This is a genomic window from Chthoniobacter flavus Ellin428 (genome assembly GCF_000173075.1).
Lineage (GTDB): Bacteria > Verrucomicrobiota > Verrucomicrobiia > Chthoniobacterales > Chthoniobacteraceae > Chthoniobacter > Chthoniobacter flavus.
In genome coordinates this window covers 148,326-165,286 of sequence record NZ_ABVL01000013.1, presented here as the reverse complement: position 1 = coordinate 165,286, position 16,961 = coordinate 148,326, and the positions used below count along the sequence as shown (strand labels likewise).

Genomic DNA, 16,961 nt, shown 5'->3' with positions numbered 1-16,961 from the left:
AGGACACTACCCAGGTTAGCACTGCAGAGACGCAGAGAAAAAGATCTACCAATGGGGCTCAATCCCAGGAAGCGTATCGCTGGGAAAATTGTCGAGTCCAACAGCCCCTCGACACTTCTTCTCTGCGCCTCTGCGGCCTCTGCGTTTTAAAAATTCCTGGTTGCGCAGCTGCGTTTTTCTTTCGCATTTTCCCTCGACACGTTTTACGGACTCGGCACCCTGCACGCGCATTCCCAGAACAGTCATGGCTAAAACGATCAAGATCGCCCTCGTCGGCGCCGGCATGTTTGGCGGCGACGTCCATCTCCGTGCTTATTCCGACCTCCAGCGCTTCGGCATCGCCGGGCAACTGGCCCGCGTCGGTCTCGACAAATGGACGCGCGATTTCGCCGAAATCCGTTTCGAACTGGTCGCCGTCGCTACCCGTTCGCAGGCTTCCGCCCAGCGGGCGCAGGCCCACTTCCGCGAGATTACCGGCCATGAACCCCGCGCTTTCTTCGGCGATGCGCCATGGGACGACATTCTCCGCGAGATTCCCGATCTCGATATCCTGGCCGTCGCCACGCCGGACAATCTCCACACGCAACCCATTCTCGCCGCGCTGGCCAAGGGAGTGCATGTCATCACCGAGAAACCGATGTGCCTCACGATCAATGAGGCCGATGAAATCATCGAAGCGGCGCAAACCAAGGGGCTCGTCGTTTCCGTGGACATGCACAAGCGCTACGACCCCGATCACCTCCGGGTGCGCGACGACGTCCAAAAGCGCATCGGCGCACCGCTCTACGGCACAGCGTATCTCGAGGAACCGCTCGAAGTCGCCACCGGCACTTTCAAGTGGGTCGAATCCAGCGACCCCTTCAGCTACGTCGGCGCGCACTGGACCGATCTCATTTACTCTTACTATCGCAGCAAGCCCGTTTCCCTCACTGCCGTCGGGCAGAAGAAGCGCCTCATCCGCGATGGCATTCTCGCTTACGACTCCGTGCAGGTCCGCGTCGATTTCGAGAACGGCCTGAGCATGAACTTCCACAACAACTGGATCACGCCGCCTGAGTTCGAAGGACCGGTGAACCAGGGCCACGAGATCGTCGGCGCCGATGGCAAGGTCGAGAGCGACCAGCAATACCGCGGTTTCCGCTGGTGGAGCAAAGGCGACAAATCGCGCACGGCGAACAACCACTTCACCCGCGAAGTTGCGCGCCCCGATGGCACCAGCGCCTATGTCGGTTACGGCGTCGACAGCCTGACCGTCGGCCTCGCGGCGATCTGCCGGATCAAATTCCACGGCGAGACCCGCGACGCCGTCGCCTCGCTCTACCCCACCGCCGAGGAGTCGCGCATCACCGTCGCGCTCATCAACGCCGCCGCCCAGGTCCGCGATTTGAATTTCGAATATCTGCAGAAAGGCAAAGGCGCCACCGTCACGGCCGCGCTTCGGCCCGGATGGAATCTTCGTGGTCGATCCAAACCGCGCGGGGGAAGGCGAAGCCGCGGTGTTCCAGCGGATTTACGACCGGCCGATTTAGGCTGAGTGTAGGAAGGCGATGGCCCTGATTGGGACGGGCGACTTTCCAGTCGCCCTGCGTCGCGGAGCGACGCCCCAAGAATGGCGTTCCGCGCGTTTGCTCCGGTCGGCGATCCCGCCATGGCGGGATCGCCGCTCCCAGTCGCACGTTCTGAAAGCGTTTCATAGCGGCGCGCCACCAATCCTTGCTCATCCCCGGCTAAGAGACTGTGAAAAAAGTGCCCGCGAATCACGCGAATGACACGAATGGAGCATCTTTCATCCGCGTCATCTGTGTAATTCGCGGGCCAAACGATCTCCCTACCGGTTTATTTCACAGTCTCTACGGGAACAACCCGCGCGCCCGCTTGGCGGCGAGCACGCGCTCGACGCCGATGGCCATGGCGGCCACGCGATGCGGAATCTTCGCTTCGCGGGAGCGTTTGGTCACCGCGGTAAATGCCTGCTCCAGGATGCGAAAGAGCTTGTCCATGATTTCGCTCTCGTTCCAAAAGAACTGCTGCAGCCCCTGCACCCATTCGAAGTAGGAAACGATCACGCCTCCGGCGTTGCAGAGGATATCTGGGATGACGAAGATCTCATTCCAGCGTTCGAAGAGGATGCGATCGGCCGCGGGTGTAGTCGGGCCATTAGCCGCTTCGGCGAGGATCCGGCAGCGGAGCTGACCGGCGTTTTTCTCGGTGATCACGCCCTCGACCGCGGCCGGAACGAGGACATCACACGGCTGAATCAGGAGTTCGTCCGGATCGATGGTATCCGCCTCGGTAAAACCGGCGAGGCTGCCATGCTCATTCGCATATTTCTCCGCGGCGTGAACGTCGATCCCGTCCGCGCGATAAAAGGCAGCAAAGGCATCGCTAATGCCAGTGACTTTCATCCCGTCCTTATAGGCGAGACCCAACGCGGTTACGGCGCCCACGTTGCCGAAGCCCTGCACGATGGCGGTGCACTTTTCCGCGTGCATCTTGAGGACATTCAGCGCGCGCTCGACGAGATACACGACGCCGCGCCCGGTCGCCTCACGGCGTCCCGTGGTGCCTCCGATACTCACCGGTTTGCCCGTCACGATTTCCGGCACAGCGTAGCCCTTGTAGACGGAATAGGTATCCATGAACCACGCCATGACCTGCTCATTCGTGCCCATGTCGGGGCCGATGACATCGGTATGCGGCCCGACAAAAGGAATCATCTCCTGCATGTAACGACGGGAGAGCGATTCCAGTTCCCGTGTCGAAAGTTCGCGCGGGTTAACGGTCACGCCTCCCTTCGCCCCACCGTAGGGCAGCCCGGTGAGCGCGCACTTCCAGCTCATCCAGGTGGCGAGCGCCGCGACCTCGCCGAGACTCACCCCGGGGTGAAAACGCACGCCGCCTTTCGTCGGCCCCATCGCGAGGTGATGCTGCACGCGGTAGCCCTGGTATGTTTGGAGGGTGCCGTCGTCGCGATGGATGGGCAGCGTCACTGCGATCGCCCGCTTGGGGTGCAACATCCGCTCGCGGATATTCGCGTCGAGGTTGAGGTAGTCGGCGATCACCCGGAATTGTTCCGTAGCCATCGCATAGGCGGGATCAGCGTAGATATCCATGGGGTTGCGAAAATGAAGGTTGGCTCTGCCGGTGGGCAGTTGTGCCAGCCACCTTTTTATTCGTGACAGGCGGCCGGCGCAGCCGCCTCAACATGGCGTAATCGCTGCGTGTGGCTAAGCATTATCCACATCTTTTTGTCGGTTTTTAGGGACAGCGAGGAATTCGGCCGCGGCTCACTGGGAGGGGCGACTTTCCAGTCGCCCTGCGTCGCGGAGCGACGCCCCAAAGGATGGCGCTCCGCGCGTTTGTTCGGTCGGCGACCCCGCCATGGCGGGGTCGCCGCTCCCAGGAACGCCATCTGTGTCGACGCGCAAATACCGTGCAAAGATGTGGGTAATGATTAGTCGGTACAGCCGCTTACGATTTGAAATCCCGGGAGCAGAAAATCACAACCCCAATCAATACGAACGTCGCATCGACGCCGAATAGGTAGGCGTAGTCTTCGACCATACGTTGCCACGGCAACGGGGAGCGCAGGACGTTATACCACGTTTCCGTATGCTGGGAGATGAACCAGTGTTTGATGGATTCGAAATAGGGCAGGCCGCGGAAGATGAGGTCGGCGATGAAGAAGGTCAGCGTGGCAATGGTGGCAGCCGCCGGCTTCACGTTACAGCAGGACATCATGAAGGCGAAGGAGGTGACGCTCAGCAGGCTCAAGCCCAGCGCCGGCAACGACGCGAGATAACGGACCAGGCCCGGACCGAAATCGTAAATCACATAGAGCTTCTCCAGTGGCTGGAAGACGAAGAAGCCGCCCGTCCCCTGTCGCAAGGTGCCGACGACCAACGCGCTCAGGCCGATGAAAAGCGCCAGCGCGAAGGTGTAGAGCACACACGTGAGATATTTCACCGCGAGCACGCGCAAGCGCGAGACCGGGCGACATAGCGTCATCCGCAAAGTCCCGTCTTCCACTTCCTTGGCCACGATGTCACCAGAGACGAGCGCGGTGTATAGAAAGGCCAGCGTCGTCGTCCCGAGCACGACCTGAAACGCGAGGGTAATGCCCGAGAAGTATTGCTCGAAGACATAGCCCGAATCCTCGAGCAGGTGGCGCCACGAGCGCTGCACTTTCGGAATCTGGAAGAGCAGCAGAATGACGACCTCCAGCGCAAGGAAAGCGCCGAAACCGAGATAGGTGCGTTTGCGGGCGAAGAGTTTCCAAAGCTCGCCCCGCAGTTGAAGAAAGAAGAGGCTCATGATTCGGTGTGCGGCGTGGCTCCGTTGTGCGTGATGGAAAGGTAGATTTCCTCGAGGTTTCGCCGGTGCGGTTCCACGGCGCGGACGCGGATACCGCCCTGCACCAGGCGCTCGACGAGGTCCGCCGTGTCGAAGTCTTTCCCGACCGTGACCAATCCGTTCTCGACGATCTTCAATTGCTCGATGTCTCGCAAAAGACCCGCGGCCTTTTCCCAATCATCCACCTCGAGCCGCACGCTCCGCTGCTCGCTGTCGAGCTCGGCCCAGCGTCCGTCGAAGACTTTGTGGCCCTGGTTGAGGATCGCGACGCGATCGCATAGTTGCTCCACCTCCACCAACAGATGCGAGCAGAACAGCACGGTGATTCCTCGCTCGCGATTCAGCCGCTGGATGAGCAGGCGCATCTCGTGAATGCCCTCGGGGTCGAGACCGTTCGTCGGCTCATCAAGCAGGATCAGTTCGTTGTCCGGCAGCAGCGCTTGCGCGAGGCCGAGTCGCTGGCGCATGCCCTGGCTGTAAGTCCCGACTTTGTCGCGAATGCGCCTGGTCAGCCCCACGGTCTCGACCGCTTCGGCGATCTTTTCCTTCGGCACGCGGGCCGAGTAACTGGTGTAAATCTCGAGGTTTCGCCAGCCGCTGAGGTAATCGTAAAAGCGCGGCGCCTCGAAGATCGCGCCGGTGCGTTCCAGCGCCTTCGCCCGCTCGCGCTGCACGGAGACGCCATTGACGAAGGCTTCACCCTGATCGGGAAAAACCTGCCCAAGCAGAATCCCCAGGGTGGTGCTTTTGCCCGCGCCATTGTGGCCGAGCAGGCCGAAGATCTCGCCCCGCTTCATCTCCAGCGAGAGATCGTGGAGCGCCGGCTTTCCCCCAAAGGCTTTTTGCAAGTTGCGTAGTTCGATCATGGGGGCGGAAGACATTCCGGGATTGGTCTGCGCGCAGCTTTTCGGTAGCATCGCCTCGCATGCAACTCATTTCCCAAGGTATGCCGCTGGCAGCAGCGAGCCCGTTTCCGTTCCATCCCCGGTTTGCCGAGTTCATTCAACGCGACGAAGTCCGGCACATCGGCACCTGCCTTCTCATCCTAATGGCCTGCGCCCAAGTGGTGCAAATCTTCGCCCTGTGGGGCGCATCGAAGATGGTGGTGGGCAATGATCACTGCACTTTCGGCAACTCCTTCAAAGCATGGCTGCTCGGTCTGCTGCTCTGGCTCGCCTTTATCGTGGGTCTGATATTCGCGGTCCCGTGGATGATTCGCACCGGCGAATACTGGCGAACCTTCCTGGTCGCGGGTGGAATGCTGATGACCTGGCTGCTGCTCGCCTTTCTCATCCCGATGAAGATCTACGTCACCGGTTTCATCCGGGCCTTCGCCATTCTTCTGCTGGCCGCCTGCATCAATGGCGGCGTCATGAAGGTGGTGGAAGTCGTCGTCCCCCCCGTCATGCATTTGGAAAAAGACATCGCCAGCCTGCAGGTGACCTTCGGGAAGTCCAAGGTAGAGCAGCAAGAATTCTTGAACCGATTGCTCGGCTTGGGGAAGCCTGACGAGATCGACCGGATGCTGGACGATGCCTTGCGTCCCATCGGCCCGCAACCGCCCCTGGCCGACCGGGAAGCCGCGCTGCGGAACATCCAGCAAAAGCTCAATGCGCGGCAGCGTTCTCTGCCGGCGGGCGACGCCCACGCGGCGACCGCTTATCAAAATCAACTCAACCGTTATCTTCTGTTTCGCAATGAGTTGATCATCGCCCGAAATGCCCCGGCCGCCAAGCCAGCACAGTGATGTCAAATGCGCCCCGGCATTTACCGGGAGCGATTTTAGTGTTGTTACGCATGGGGCGGGTGGGTAAACTGTATCGGTATGCAAATGGTTTCTTCCGTGCTGGCGGCTCCGACTTCCATTTTGGGCAGTCTCTTCTCTCCGTCTCTCGCTGACTCTCTGCTCCCTGCGGGAATCGCCACTGCAGGGATCGTGATGATCATCCTCGCCATCGTTGTTTCGATCCCGGTTACTATTCTCGTGACCGCCATTCCCATGTGGCTGTCCGCCAAGATCGCCGTTTCGGGGAGAACGACTTACGGCATGGCAATCAAAGTGATCATCTCCAGGATTCTGGCGGGAATCGTCATCCTCGGAGTGGGCGTACTTCTCATGTTCCTGATTGCGGCTGTGGGTGGAAAAAACACCGCTCCGCTTGTCGTTGGGGGGATTTATGCCGCTTTGATGCTCGTCGCCGTCGTCACCAATCTCCTGATCATCGCTGGCACTTATGATATCGGCACCATCCATGCCTTTGGTGTTCAACTCCTGTCGGGCGTGATCAGTATGGTCCTGGGCGCGGTCCTCTTTTTCAGCGGGGTCGCCCTCTTCGGCAAGGACAGCACGGGCGGCCTGCTCCAGGCGGCGGTGCAAAAGATCCACGACGTCCAGGCGAACGGCCTTGCCAAGGCTCTGCCTGCCTTCAACTCTCCCACGACTTCCGCAGCTCCGGCATCCGAGACTGCCGCCCTGCCGCCGCCCTCCGCGGATTACAGCGCGGAGATCGATAATTTGCTCAATGCCGCTCTCCATCCGGACGGTCCCCGTCCTTCGCTGGCCGAACGCGAAAATATCGTGCGCTCCCTTCAGGAGAAACTGCGCGTGCAGAAGGCCAGCCTGCCGGCGGGTGATGCGCATGCGATGCTTGTTTTTCAAAATCAGTTGAATCGCTACATGGCGCTGCTCGAAACCGTGCAGTTGGAGCGTCGGTTGCATCCGCTCCGCGATGAAGTGGTCACGCAGAAGCCGATCGGCCGCGATTACGCGTCGCCGGCGCAGAAGTAGCTAGTTGCCGGTAAAAAACTTCACGTCCTTGGTGACGTGCCCGTCTGCATAGAGAACGTTCACCTTGTTTTGCAGGTAGGGATGAAACCCTTCCTTATCCGAGAGGATGGGAATGTGCGTGGTGTCGGTGACGAGCAGGAAGTTCAAACTGGCCACCGCCTGACCGTTGAGCGCGACATTCCAGAAGTAGCTCGTGCCCGTCGTCGCGGCGTAGTTCTTGTTGTCCGCCGGGCAGGCGAAGACGCCTTTGTCGGTGAGGTATTTGTCGAACGTGTTGTCGATCACCGGCACGTTCTGGCTGAGGTTGTCCCGCGCGATCTGCAGCGTGGGCATCTTCATGTCGTTCTCGTTGAGATAGGCATTCAGCCCCATCCCAAGCTGGCGCAGATTGGAGAGGCAGGCCGCGGCTTTTGCGCTGGCCGTCACCCGTTGATATACCGGATAGGCGAACGCTGCCAAAATGGCGATGACCGCGATCACCGTGATGATCTCGATCAGCGTGAAGGCGCGAACAGCGGGACGGTTCATCGGAGCCCCTGAAGGTTTCTCTGCAGTTGCTCGATCAGCGGCGCGACGTCCATCTTCGTCTCCGCGCTCGCATCGCTGTAAAAGGACTTGAAGCCCTGATCGATGATCTTCTGGCCATTGGCATCGAGATCGCGCTGACCATCCGGGCTATCCTCACCCTCGTGCTTTTTCATGTCGGCCAGGGCCTTGTCGACGAATTGCTTCCGCTTCTCGCGCGTCATCTTGTTCAGCGACTCCATCATCTGTTTGAAGCCCGTGGGCAGCGTGAGGTCCAGGAAGCGTGTCTGGTCGTCCGCGGGCAGGGTGCGGAAAAAGCCATCGACCTTTTTGTTCACCCGTCCCTCGCGGCGCTCCTGATAGCTGAGCTGGTTGAGCTGTTTGGCGACCTTCTCGACGGTCTCCTCGCGATCCTTCGCCGAGGCGTTCGCCACGGAATGTTCATCGAGATAACGCATCACCGATTCGGGCGTGGGCTTCGCGCTATGCGCCCAATAGATGGCCCCGCCCGCAACGGCCCAGATGACGAGCAAAGTGGCAACGATCTTGATCCAAGGGAGGCGCATGGGAGGGAGCTTAGCGCAAGTTGCGGACAAAGAGAAACTTTCCCATCTTCCACTTCAAGACGCCGCCGGCCAAGGGGCGGTTACGGGAAAGAGTTTAGGTACGCCCTCTAAGGCCTAAGCATTCCCCACATCTTTATTCGGCTGTAGGGACAGCGAGGCATTCGGCCGCGGCTCACTGGGAGGGGCGACTTTCCAGTCGCCCTGCGTCGCGGAGCGACGCCCCAAGGATGGCGCTTCGGGCGTTTGTTTCGGTCGGCGACTGGAAAGTCGCCACTCCCAAGGCGCTATCCGTATCGACCGCGAGGCGCTCTGCCACTCCGCCTCGGACTGTGGTTGACTCTGGGGCGAAGACGGGGAAAGTGCGGACGTGATCAAAGTGCTGTTCAGCAACCCCCCGTGGTTTGAAGTCGAGCCAGGAACGAACCATTTGCGCAAAGGCGTACGCGCGGGTTCCCGCTGGCCGAATACCTATCACGCTGGCTCCATGCCGGATTGGTTCATGTTCGGCCACTACCTGCCGTATCCCTTCTTCATGGGGTATGCCACCACGTATGTCGCCCAACATACGGGAGCGGAAGCAACCCTGCGCGATTCCGTGGCTTTGCACGAGAGTTACGACACCTACACGGCCTACCTGCGGGAGGCTCAGCCGGATTTCATTTTCATCGAAAGCGCAACGCCCAGTTGGGATCATGACATGAAGATCATCCGTCACATCGCGACGGTGGTACCGCATGTGAAAATTGCGGTCTGTGGTCCGATCACCACCATCCGCGCCGATGAGATCATGGCGCTCCCCAATGTGGTGGCGGCGATCAAAGGGGAATACGAAAAAGCGGCCGCGAAAGTGGTGCAGGGGGCGACGGGAGTTTTTGAGCACGATCTGTTGACCGCGACGGAGATGAATGCGGCGCCATTTCCTTACTACGATGCGGTCACCGCCTGGCGGTACTACGATCCGAATCCGCAATCGCCCCGCCTGCCGCAAGCGCACGTGTGGTCGAGTCGGGGTTGCCCGTTCAAGTGCTTGTTCTGTGTCTGGCCGGCGACGATGACGGGGAACGACCCGGATGGAGAGCATCGACGCACCGTGCGGCACTACACCGCGGAATACATGGAGGGGTTCCTTCGTGACATCGTCGGGCGCTACGGTTTCCGCTCCATCTATTTCGATGACGACACGTTCAACCTCGGCAATCGTCACGTTGAACGCATGTGTGAGGTGATGCGCAAGATCGCCCTGCCGTGGGGGGCAATGTGCCGCGCGGACACGATCAACCGCGAGACGTGGAAGCTCATGCGGGAAAGCGGTTGCTATGGTGTGAAGCTCGGATTCGAGAGCGGCAACCAGCATGTCGTGGACAATATCGTCAACAAGGGACTCGACCTGCAGGAGGCGCGCGAGACCACCATCTACCTGCGGAATCTCGGGATGACCGTGCACGGCACGTTCACCTACGGGTTACCGGGAGAGACCAAGGAGCAAATGGCGGAGACCAAGGCCTACATCCGGTCGTTGCCGTTGACTTCCTACCAGGAATCAGGCACGGCGGAGATCGAGGGCACGCCGCTGCACACGCTTCGTTCGGCAGGACATTTGGAAAAATATTCCGGCGCGACGATGGATGAGAATTACCGCCAGGTCTCCGATGGGGTGAAGAAGATCGAGGCGATCAAGCGAGAGTTGGCGTTGTTGTAGGGTTTCGGATGTGAGACATCGCTGGCAATAAACGCCCGGCACAGATGCGCGAAGCGCTCGGAAAAAACGGTCATCCTGAGCGGAGCGGGGAACCATGGGCGGAGTCGAAGGACCTCTAATCTCTGCGGGTTTTCGCGCGGAGCTTCCCCAACTTGCGCGTGACCACGCGTCATTCTTCCCACCACCTTCGCCCGCCGACATTGGAGATCCTTCGACTGCGTGCCCCGCCCACCTTCGCCCGCCGGGGCACTTCGCTCAGGATGACGGGCTTTTTTGGAGCCGCTGCGCGGCAGCGCCTTCACGCGTTTTCTCTGTTCGTGCCTCACTCGTCTCCGTTCGGAGACCACAGCCCTACTTCTTCAACTTCCGCAGTTCAATCTGCGCCTGTTGCGCGGCGAAGTTGCCGGGGAATTGCGTGAGCATCTGCTCGTACAAGCGGCGGGCGTCCTCGGTCTTGCCTTTCTCCGCGAGAATGCGGGCCTGCGCGAGGAGGGCGATGGGAGCGCTGAAACTGTTGGCGTAGGTGGTCGTGACTTTCTGGTAGGTGCTCAGCGCCTCGTCCAGTTTGCCCTGGGCTTCGAGATTGGTCGCGAGGCTGGTCCACGCGCCGCTAATCAAAGAATGCTCCGGATACTTCTCAATAAAGGTGTGCAGCGCGGCTGAAGATTCGTCGAGCTTGCCCTCGGCACGCAGCTTCTCGGCGAGCATCAGATAGGCATCACCCGCCGGCATGGAGCCGGAATAGTCCGCGATGACCTTGCGGTAATCTTCGACCGAATGCGCATTCGCGAGCAGCGCCTCGGCAGCGGCCGTGTGCTTGTTGTGGATGTATTCGGAAAGGGCGTAGCCTCCGAGCGCGACCACGAGCAGGCCGGCCAGGAGCAGGATCTTGCTCTGGTGCTTAATCCAAAAAACGAGCGGATCGAATTCGGTTTCGGCAGGCTGAGGCGTGGACGTAGGACTGGGCATAGGGGCGGGCAAGGTTCCAAAAGACCTGCTTTCGCGCAAGGATCAATCGCGTCGGGCTAAAATCTGATGTTCCTGCCGGGTCTTGACGATGCTGTTGGCCGGGACGACGCCCCGCCAGACGGTGCCAGGGTAGATCACGGAATTCCGGCCGATGAGCGAGCCGGGGTTAATGACCGAATTGCAGCCGATTTCTGCCCGATCGCCGACGATGGCGCCAAATTTTTTCAGGCCCGTGGGCACCAGGCCGCCGGCGGTCGGCACAACGATCTCACCGTGATCGAGCTTCACGTTCGAAAGAATGACCCCCGCGCCCAAGTGGCCGCGATAGCCGATGATCGAGTCGCCCACGTAGTTGAAGTGCGGAATCTGCGCCTCGTCGAAGATGATCGAATTCTTGAACTCGCAGGAATTGCCCAACACGCAGCCCGAGCCGACGATGACGTTTTCGCGGATGTAGCAGCCGTTGCGAATCTCGCAGCCTTCGCCGATCCACGCGGGACCTTTGATCATCGCGCCCTGCTCGATGACCGTGCCTTTGCCGATGAAGACCGCACCGCTGATGAACGGTTTGCCGACGAGCCGGCCTTGAATCGCCGGCTTGAGCCGGAACTGCAGGTAGCTGGTGATCTGCTTCAACGCATCCCACGCATTGACCGAATTCTCAAAGAGCATGCGGTGCTCGGTGTGATTCAGGTCGAGGTAGTCGCCAGGGGAAAAAGTCATCGCCACTGTTTAAAGTCGATTCGTCGGTTGCAGGAAATACTGAAATGTCGCCTTCTGTCGAATGCGCATCAGCGAGGGGTGAGCTTGGGGCCTTCCTTGGTATCCTTGACCACCCAGCCTTTGGCAAGAATCTCGTCGCGGAGCTCGTCGCTCTTCTTCCATTCCTTGTCCGCACGGGCCTGCTGACGCTGCTCGACCAGGGCAAGGACGTCCGCGGGGATGGCAGCGGCTTCGCGCTCGAAGCCGAGGACGCTGTCGATGCGTCGCCAGTCGGCCAGCAATTGTGCCGCTTCCGCTGGCGAAAGCTCGCTGCGATTGAGGGCGGAATTGCTTTCGCGGATGAGATCGAACAGCGGGGCGAGCGCGCCGGAGATATTCAGGTCTTCGTCCAGGGCGGCGAAGAACTTCTCCGTGAAATCGGACAATGGAGTCGCGGTAGGGGAAGCGCCGGCCGCGTGAGCGGTGAGACGGTCGACCCATTCATCGATGCGGGCGAGGGAGGCGCGTGCCGATTCGAGACCGGGAAGGGTAAAGTTCAACGGCAGGCGGTAGTTCACCGTGAGCAGCGCATAGCGCGCCTCGCGCCCGGTGAACCCTTTCTCGATCAAGTCGCGTAGCGTGTAGAAGTTGCCGAGCTTCTTCGACATCTTCTGCCCGTCCACCATGAGGTGGGCGCAGTGCAGCCAGTAGCGCACGAACTTCTTGCCCGTGCAGCACTCGCTTTGGGCGATCTCCGCCTCGTGGTGCGGGAAGATGTTATCGACGCCGCCGCAATGGATGTCGATTTCCGGGCCGAGCAGTGCGGTCGCCATGGCGCTGCACTCGATGTGCCAGCCGGGCCGCCCGCGACCCCAGGGAGAATCCCACGCCACGTCGCCATCCTTCTCGTCCCACGCCTTCCAGAGCGCGAAGTCGCCGATGCTTTCCTTCTCGTACTCGTCATTGGCGATGCGGCCGCTGGGGCGCAGTTCGTCGAGATTGAGATGGGCGAGCTTGCCGTAGTCGGGGAATTTCGAGAGGCGGAAGTAGACGCTCTTGTCCTCGGCCTGGTAGGCGATGCCCTGCGATTCGAGTTGCTGGATCATCGAGATCATGCGCTCGATGTAGCGCGGTTCGGTCGCTGCCGGGAAATGCTGAGCGCGCTTGATGCGCAGGGTGTCGACGTCCTGGAAAAATGCGTCTTTGTAGATGGCGGTGAAGTCGGCGAGCCGCCGGCCGGCTTCGCGGGAATTGCGGATGGTCTTGTCGTCGACGTCGGTGAGATTCATCACCCGCTCGACCTGATAGCCACGCGCTTCGAGATGCCGCTGGAGCAGATCCTCGAAGAGATACGCCCGGAAATTGCCGATGTGGGCGTGGTTATAGACCGTAGGGCCGCAGGTGTACATCTTCACCTGTTGGCCAGCCGGATCGAGCGGCGTGAATTCCTCCAACTGCCGCGTGTAGGTATTGAATAAGCGAATGCCCATGCGTGTGCGTCTTTACTCCGGCACTTCCACGCTGGCCACGGCCATGGCCGAGATGCCTTCGCCGCGGCCGAGGAAGCCCATGCGTTCGTTGGTGGTGGCTTTCACGCCGACGCGCTTGGGATCGAGGCGCAGCGCCTTGGCGATATTGGCGCGCATCGCGGCCACGTGCGGGCTGATCTTCGGTGCTTCCGCGATCAGCGAGGAGTCGACGTTGAGCACGCGTCCGCCTTTCTCCGAGACGAGGCTGGCGACTTTGCGCAGGATTTCGAGGCTGCTGATGCCGCGGATGGATTGATCCGTGTTCGGGAAATGAAAGCCGATGTCGCGTTCGCCGATCGCGCCGAGCACGGCGTCCGCGATGGCGTGAGCGAGCACGTCGGCGTCGCTGTGGCCCTCGAGTCCGTGAGTATACGGGATTTCCACACCGCCGAGAATGAGCGCCCGGCCTTCGACCAGGCGATGCACGTCGTAACCGATACCGGAAAGAGTCATGGCCGCACCTCCAGGTCGAGGAGCCCGCTGGAAGCGCGAACGCTGATTTTGTCGGGATTGTCGGTGCGCGGTTTCATTTCAAATTTTCCGCCCGCAGCCTCGACGAGAATCTTGCCGGCGGCAACGTCCCAGAGGCTCACGCTGGATTCGATATAGGCGTCGTAGCGGCCGCAGGCCACATAGGCGAGGTCGAGTGCGGCGCTGCCCATGAGGCGGCACTTGCGGGCCTTGCTCACGAAATAATCGAGCACCGGCAACCCCGCGCTGATCGTTTCCTTGGACTTGGCGAAGCCGATGGAGAGCACGGCGTCGCTGAGCTGGTTGCGCGTGCTCACGTGGATGGGCTTGCCATTGAGGGTCGGCGTGCCGCCGCGTTCCACCTGCCAGGTTTCATGGCGCGAGGGGTCGTGGATGACGCCGACGATGATCTCGCCGCGCTCACGGAGAGCGATGGAGATGCAGTAGTGCGGGATGCCGTAGAAGTAATTCACGGTGCCGTCGATGGGGTCGACGATCCATTGGAAGTCGCTCTGCTGGTTGCCGGCGATGCCTTCCTCACCGTAGATGGCGTGATCGGGGAAGCGGTCGAGCAGGTGTTTGGTGATCAGTTCCTGCGAGCGGACATCGAGCTCGAGCTTGATGTCGTGGGCGGCGAACTCGTTGACCTCGAGCGCTGTGCCGACGTGGCTGCGCAGAAATTCACCGGCCGCGAGGGCGGCGCTGACCGCAGTTTCGAGATAAGTGGATGTGGACATGGAAAATGGTGAGCCCGGCATCTTCCACAAAACGAAACGGGAGGAGAAATGAATTCTCCTCCCGTTCGTTTAAGTTGCAGGGATCTGCTTACTTTTTCTTAGCAGCAGCCTTCTTCTTCGGAGCAGCTTTCTTGGCCGCCGTCTTCTTGGCAGCAGGCTTCTTGGCAGCAAGCTTCTTCGCGGGCTTTTTTGCAGCAGGTTTTTTAGTCGCCATTGATAATCCCCCCTTTCAATCCGCAGGTGCGGTTCGCAGGAAATTTGGTTGAGTGGTTGATGAGATACATCACTCGGTTGCGTTGGTGAGTGGGTAATGAAGTTGAAGCAAACCGTCAACGAATTTTTTCTTGCACGCGTCGCGAAATTATCGTTTCGCGCGTGACTCGCGATGCAAAAGCGGGCGTGAAATTTTTCCTGAAGCGCAACACGCATCGCGCGCGACGCGTGTGTTTATGCGGCTTCGCGAGTGACCCGCAAATTTTCTCCGCGCGATCGTGCGCGCGCACTTCACGCGATTTTTGCGCGCGGAAAATTTTTGCTATTTTTTTTGCGCGATGATGTGCGCAACGCGTTCGACGATGTCGTCGACATTCCACAAACGACCGAGTCCTTCGTACCCGCACGCGAGAATTCCTTCCTCCGGTCCGATGAATTCCACACCGCGCGAGCGCAACAACTTCACGTTGTCCTGCGTCGCCGCGTGCTGCCACATCTTGCCATTCATCGCCGGCGCGACGAGCACCGGCGCGAGCGTGGCGAGCGCGATCTCACCGATGGGATTGCCCGCGAGTCCATGCGCGAGTTCGGCGAGGATGTTCGCGGTGGCGGGCGCGATGAGGAGGAGATTCGCGCGGTCAGCGAGGTCGATGTGCCCCGGTTTCCAGTCGCGCTGGTCGTCGAAGACGCTCGTGATCACCGGATTTCGCGAGAGCGTCTGGAAGGTGAGCGGGGTGACGAACTCCTGCGCGCCGTGGGTCATGGCGACGTGCACTTCGAAGCCGCGCTTCACCAGCTTGCTCACGAGATCGGCGGCCTTATAGGCGGCGATCGACCCGGTGACTCCGACAACGACGACGGGGGCGCTCATGGCGTGAGGACCATCCGGTGGCTGAGATACCGCTCGGCGCGCATGATGGCGCGGAACTTTTGCAGGTCTTCCTCCACGGAGCCGCTGATGATGGTGTACCGATAGGCGTGCCAGGCTTCCATCTCGGTGGCGGCGTTGTGCAGGCGGGTTTCGATCTGCTCGGAGGTCTCGGTGCCGCGCTTGTTCAGGCGGCGGCGCAATTCCTCCAGGCTCGGCGGCATGATGAAGATATCGGCCACGGCATCGCTGATCGCCGGGTTGCCGTCGGAGCGAATCTGCTGGGCGCCCTGCACGTCGATGTCGATGAGCACGTCCACGCCGTCGTGCAATTGCTCGATCACCGCGCTCCGCAGCGTGCCGTAGTAGTTGCCGTGCACCTGCGCGTGCTCGAGGAACTCGTCGCCGGCCAGGCGCTGTTCGAATTCCTCCATGCTCACGAAGTGGTAGTCCTCGCCATTCACCTCACCCGGGCGCGGCTGGCGCGTGGTGTAGGAGACGGAGTAGACGAAATCCGGCGTCTGGCGCAGGGCATTGAGCAGCGTGCTCTTGCCGGCGCCCGAGGGAGCCGAGACGACGAAGAGGATGCCGAGGCGCCGGAATTGGCGGGAAGGGGCCGGGGTCTCCACGGAAGAGGATTGGTCGTTATTCAATGTTCTGAATCTGTTCGCGGATTTTTTCCATCTCGGCTTTGCACGTGACCACGAGCTGGGAAATGTCCACATCGTTGGCCTTGGCGCCAAGGGTATTGAATTCGCGGCCGATCTCCTGGCACATGAACTCGAGCGTGCGGCCGACGGGTTCATTCTTGCGCAGGTGATGGGCGAACTGGGCGAAATGGCTGTCGAGACGGGTCAATTCCTCGGATATGTCCGATTTGTCGGCGAAGAAGATCACTTCCTTCACCAGGCGCTCGTCGTCGACGGGGAGATCGACGCCCGCTTTTTGGATGCGCTCGTGCAGCGATTGGCGATGGCGCTTGAGGACCCCGGGCTGCAGCGTGCGGATCTTGCGCACGGATTCGCGGACGATCTTGAGACGATGGATGAGATCCTTGGCGAGGTGTTTGCCTTCGCGCTCCCGCATTTTGACCAAGTCGGCGAGCGCTTCCTTCAACGCGCTTTCCACCGGCGGCCACATGTCATCGATCGAAACTTCTTCCTCCGGCATGCGCAGGACGCCGGGGGCGCGCAGCACGGTGTCGATACTGATCTCGCCGGCGGCATTGAGCTCCTTCTGCAAGTCAACCATCGCCCGGTAGTAGATCCGCGCGAGATTGGTATCGAGCGCCAGGGCGGCGTTGGCCGGCCTGGCGGTGTGATGCGCGGCGATGACGACATTGAGTCGGCCGCGCGATACCTGGGCGTTGATGACATCGCGCACGCGCGGTTCCAGTTCGGTGAGCTCGCGGGGCAGCGTCACGACCACGTCGCTCTGCTTCCGGTTCACGGAGTTGAGTTCGACGCTGATCTTGCTGCCGTTTTGCGAGCTTTGGCCCCGGCCATAGCCGGTCATGCTTCTCATAGGCTTTGTTTAACGGC

The 16,961-nt window shown here is 60.6% G+C and carries 18 protein-coding genes; 5 read left to right on the top strand and 13 right to left on the bottom strand.

Going from position 1 to position 16,961, the window contains the following annotated elements; translation table 11 throughout:
* Positions 1-244 precede the first annotated feature (244 nt).
* Positions 245-1,534: a Gfo/Idh/MocA family protein gene (locus CFE428DRAFT_RS20260; RefSeq protein ID WP_006981503.1), complete on the top strand. Its 1,290-nt coding sequence runs from the start codon at positions 245-247 to the stop codon at positions 1,532-1,534.
* A 316-nt stretch (positions 1,535-1,850) separates the two neighbouring features.
* Here CFE428DRAFT_RS20260 and CFE428DRAFT_RS20255 read toward each other — a convergent pair whose 3' ends face one another.
* The 3 genes from CFE428DRAFT_RS20255 to CFE428DRAFT_RS20245 all read right to left on the bottom strand — a co-directional run bounded on the left by CFE428DRAFT_RS20255 (position 1,851) and on the right by CFE428DRAFT_RS20245 (position 5,234).
* On the bottom strand, positions 1,851-3,113 hold the full coding sequence (locus tag CFE428DRAFT_RS20255; protein WP_006981501.1) for a Glu/Leu/Phe/Val family dehydrogenase: 1,263 nt from the start codon (positions 3,111-3,113) through the stop codon (positions 1,851-1,853).
* 358 nt (positions 3,114-3,471) lie between these two features.
* Positions 3,472-4,314 carry an ABC transporter permease gene (locus tag CFE428DRAFT_RS20250; protein WP_006981500.1) on the bottom strand — a complete coding sequence of 281 codons (843 nt, stop codon included), beginning with the start codon at positions 4,312-4,314 and terminating at the stop codon, positions 3,472-3,474.
* Positions 4,311-5,234 (bottom strand): ABC transporter ATP-binding protein, encoded by a 924-nt coding sequence (locus tag CFE428DRAFT_RS20245; RefSeq protein WP_042725406.1) that lies wholly within the window; start codon positions 5,232-5,234, stop codon positions 4,311-4,313. Before CFE428DRAFT_RS20245 ends, CFE428DRAFT_RS20250 begins: the two co-directional genes overlap by 4 nt.
* 44 nt (positions 5,235-5,278) lie before the next feature.
* Between CFE428DRAFT_RS20245 and CFE428DRAFT_RS20240 the strand changes: the two genes are divergently transcribed.
* Together CFE428DRAFT_RS20240 and CFE428DRAFT_RS20230 are read left to right on the top strand one after the other, a co-directional pair.
* Positions 5,279-6,100, top strand: coding sequence for a hypothetical protein (locus CFE428DRAFT_RS20240; RefSeq protein ID WP_006981498.1), 822 nt, complete (start codon positions 5,279-5,281; stop codon positions 6,098-6,100).
* 189 nt (positions 6,101-6,289) lie between these two features.
* Positions 6,290-7,141, top strand: coding sequence for a hypothetical protein (locus tag CFE428DRAFT_RS20230; protein ID WP_162145293.1), 852 nt, complete (start codon positions 6,290-6,292; stop codon positions 7,139-7,141).
* Here CFE428DRAFT_RS20230 and CFE428DRAFT_RS20225 read toward each other — a convergent pair whose 3' ends face one another.
* Positions 7,142-7,669 (bottom strand): type II secretion system protein, encoded by a 528-nt coding sequence (locus tag CFE428DRAFT_RS20225; protein WP_006981496.1) that lies wholly within the window; start codon positions 7,667-7,669, stop codon positions 7,142-7,144.
* Positions 7,666-8,232 (bottom strand): hypothetical protein, encoded by a 567-nt coding sequence (locus CFE428DRAFT_RS20220; protein WP_006981495.1) that lies wholly within the window; start codon positions 8,230-8,232, stop codon positions 7,666-7,668. The genes CFE428DRAFT_RS20225 and CFE428DRAFT_RS20220 overlap by 4 nt, the downstream gene beginning before the upstream one ends.
* Before the next feature lie 367 nt (positions 8,233-8,599).
* On the opposite strand from CFE428DRAFT_RS20220, the gene CFE428DRAFT_RS20215 reads away from it, so the two are divergent.
* On the top strand, positions 8,600-9,931 hold the full coding sequence (locus CFE428DRAFT_RS20215; RefSeq protein ID WP_006981494.1) for a B12-binding domain-containing radical SAM protein: 1,332 nt from the start codon (positions 8,600-8,602) through the stop codon (positions 9,929-9,931).
* Positions 9,932-10,282: 351 nt separating this feature from the next.
* Here the strand turns inward: CFE428DRAFT_RS20215 and CFE428DRAFT_RS20210 are convergent, their stop codons facing one another.
* The 5 genes from CFE428DRAFT_RS20210 to CFE428DRAFT_RS20190 form a co-directional block, all read right to left on the bottom strand.
* A complete protein-coding gene (locus tag CFE428DRAFT_RS20210; protein WP_006981492.1) occupies positions 10,283-10,900 on the bottom strand; it encodes a tetratricopeptide repeat protein in 618 nt (205 codons plus the stop codon).
* A gap of 42 nt (positions 10,901-10,942) precedes the next feature.
* Positions 10,943-11,623 (bottom strand): acyltransferase, encoded by a 681-nt coding sequence (locus CFE428DRAFT_RS20205; RefSeq protein ID WP_006981491.1) that lies wholly within the window; start codon positions 11,621-11,623, stop codon positions 10,943-10,945.
* A gap of 68 nt (positions 11,624-11,691) precedes the next feature.
* Positions 11,692-13,092, bottom strand: a complete 1,401-nt coding sequence (gene cysS / locus CFE428DRAFT_RS20200; RefSeq protein WP_006981490.1) for a cysteine--tRNA ligase — start codon at positions 13,090-13,092, stop codon at positions 11,692-11,694.
* Positions 13,093-13,104: 12 nt separating this feature from the next.
* Entirely contained in the window at positions 13,105-13,584 is a 480-nt protein-coding gene (gene ispF / locus CFE428DRAFT_RS20195; protein ID WP_006981489.1) for a 2-C-methyl-D-erythritol 2,4-cyclodiphosphate synthase, read from the bottom strand.
* Positions 13,581-14,339: an inositol monophosphatase family protein gene (locus tag CFE428DRAFT_RS20190; protein ID WP_006981488.1), complete on the bottom strand. Its 759-nt coding sequence runs from the start codon at positions 14,337-14,339 to the stop codon at positions 13,581-13,583. Before CFE428DRAFT_RS20190 ends, ispF begins: the two co-directional genes overlap by 4 nt.
* Between CFE428DRAFT_RS20190 and CFE428DRAFT_RS37595 the strand changes: the two genes are divergently transcribed.
* Positions 14,330-14,605, top strand: coding sequence for a hypothetical protein (locus CFE428DRAFT_RS37595; protein WP_157447581.1), 276 nt, complete (start codon positions 14,330-14,332; stop codon positions 14,603-14,605). The genes CFE428DRAFT_RS20190 and CFE428DRAFT_RS37595 overlap by 10 nt on opposite strands.
* 269 nt (positions 14,606-14,874) lie before the next feature.
* Here the strand turns inward: CFE428DRAFT_RS37595 and CFE428DRAFT_RS20185 are convergent, their stop codons facing one another.
* Genes CFE428DRAFT_RS20185 through CFE428DRAFT_RS20175 form a run of 3 tightly spaced genes read right to left on the bottom strand, consistent with a single transcriptional unit; the run spans position 14,875 to position 16,944 of the window.
* A complete protein-coding gene (locus CFE428DRAFT_RS20185) occupies positions 14,875-15,423 on the bottom strand; it encodes a flavoprotein (RefSeq protein ID WP_006981487.1) in 549 nt (182 codons plus the stop codon).
* Entirely contained in the window at positions 15,420-16,049 is a 630-nt protein-coding gene (gene gmk / locus CFE428DRAFT_RS20180) for a guanylate kinase (RefSeq protein ID WP_006981486.1), read from the bottom strand. Before gmk ends, CFE428DRAFT_RS20185 begins: the two co-directional genes overlap by 4 nt.
* A 16-nt stretch (positions 16,050-16,065) precedes the next feature.
* The gene (locus tag CFE428DRAFT_RS20175; RefSeq protein WP_006981485.1) at positions 16,066-16,944 is read right to left on the bottom strand and encodes a YicC/YloC family endoribonuclease; all 879 of its coding nucleotides are present in this window, start codon (positions 16,942-16,944) and stop codon (positions 16,066-16,068) included.
* Positions 16,945-16,961 lie beyond the last annotated feature (17 nt).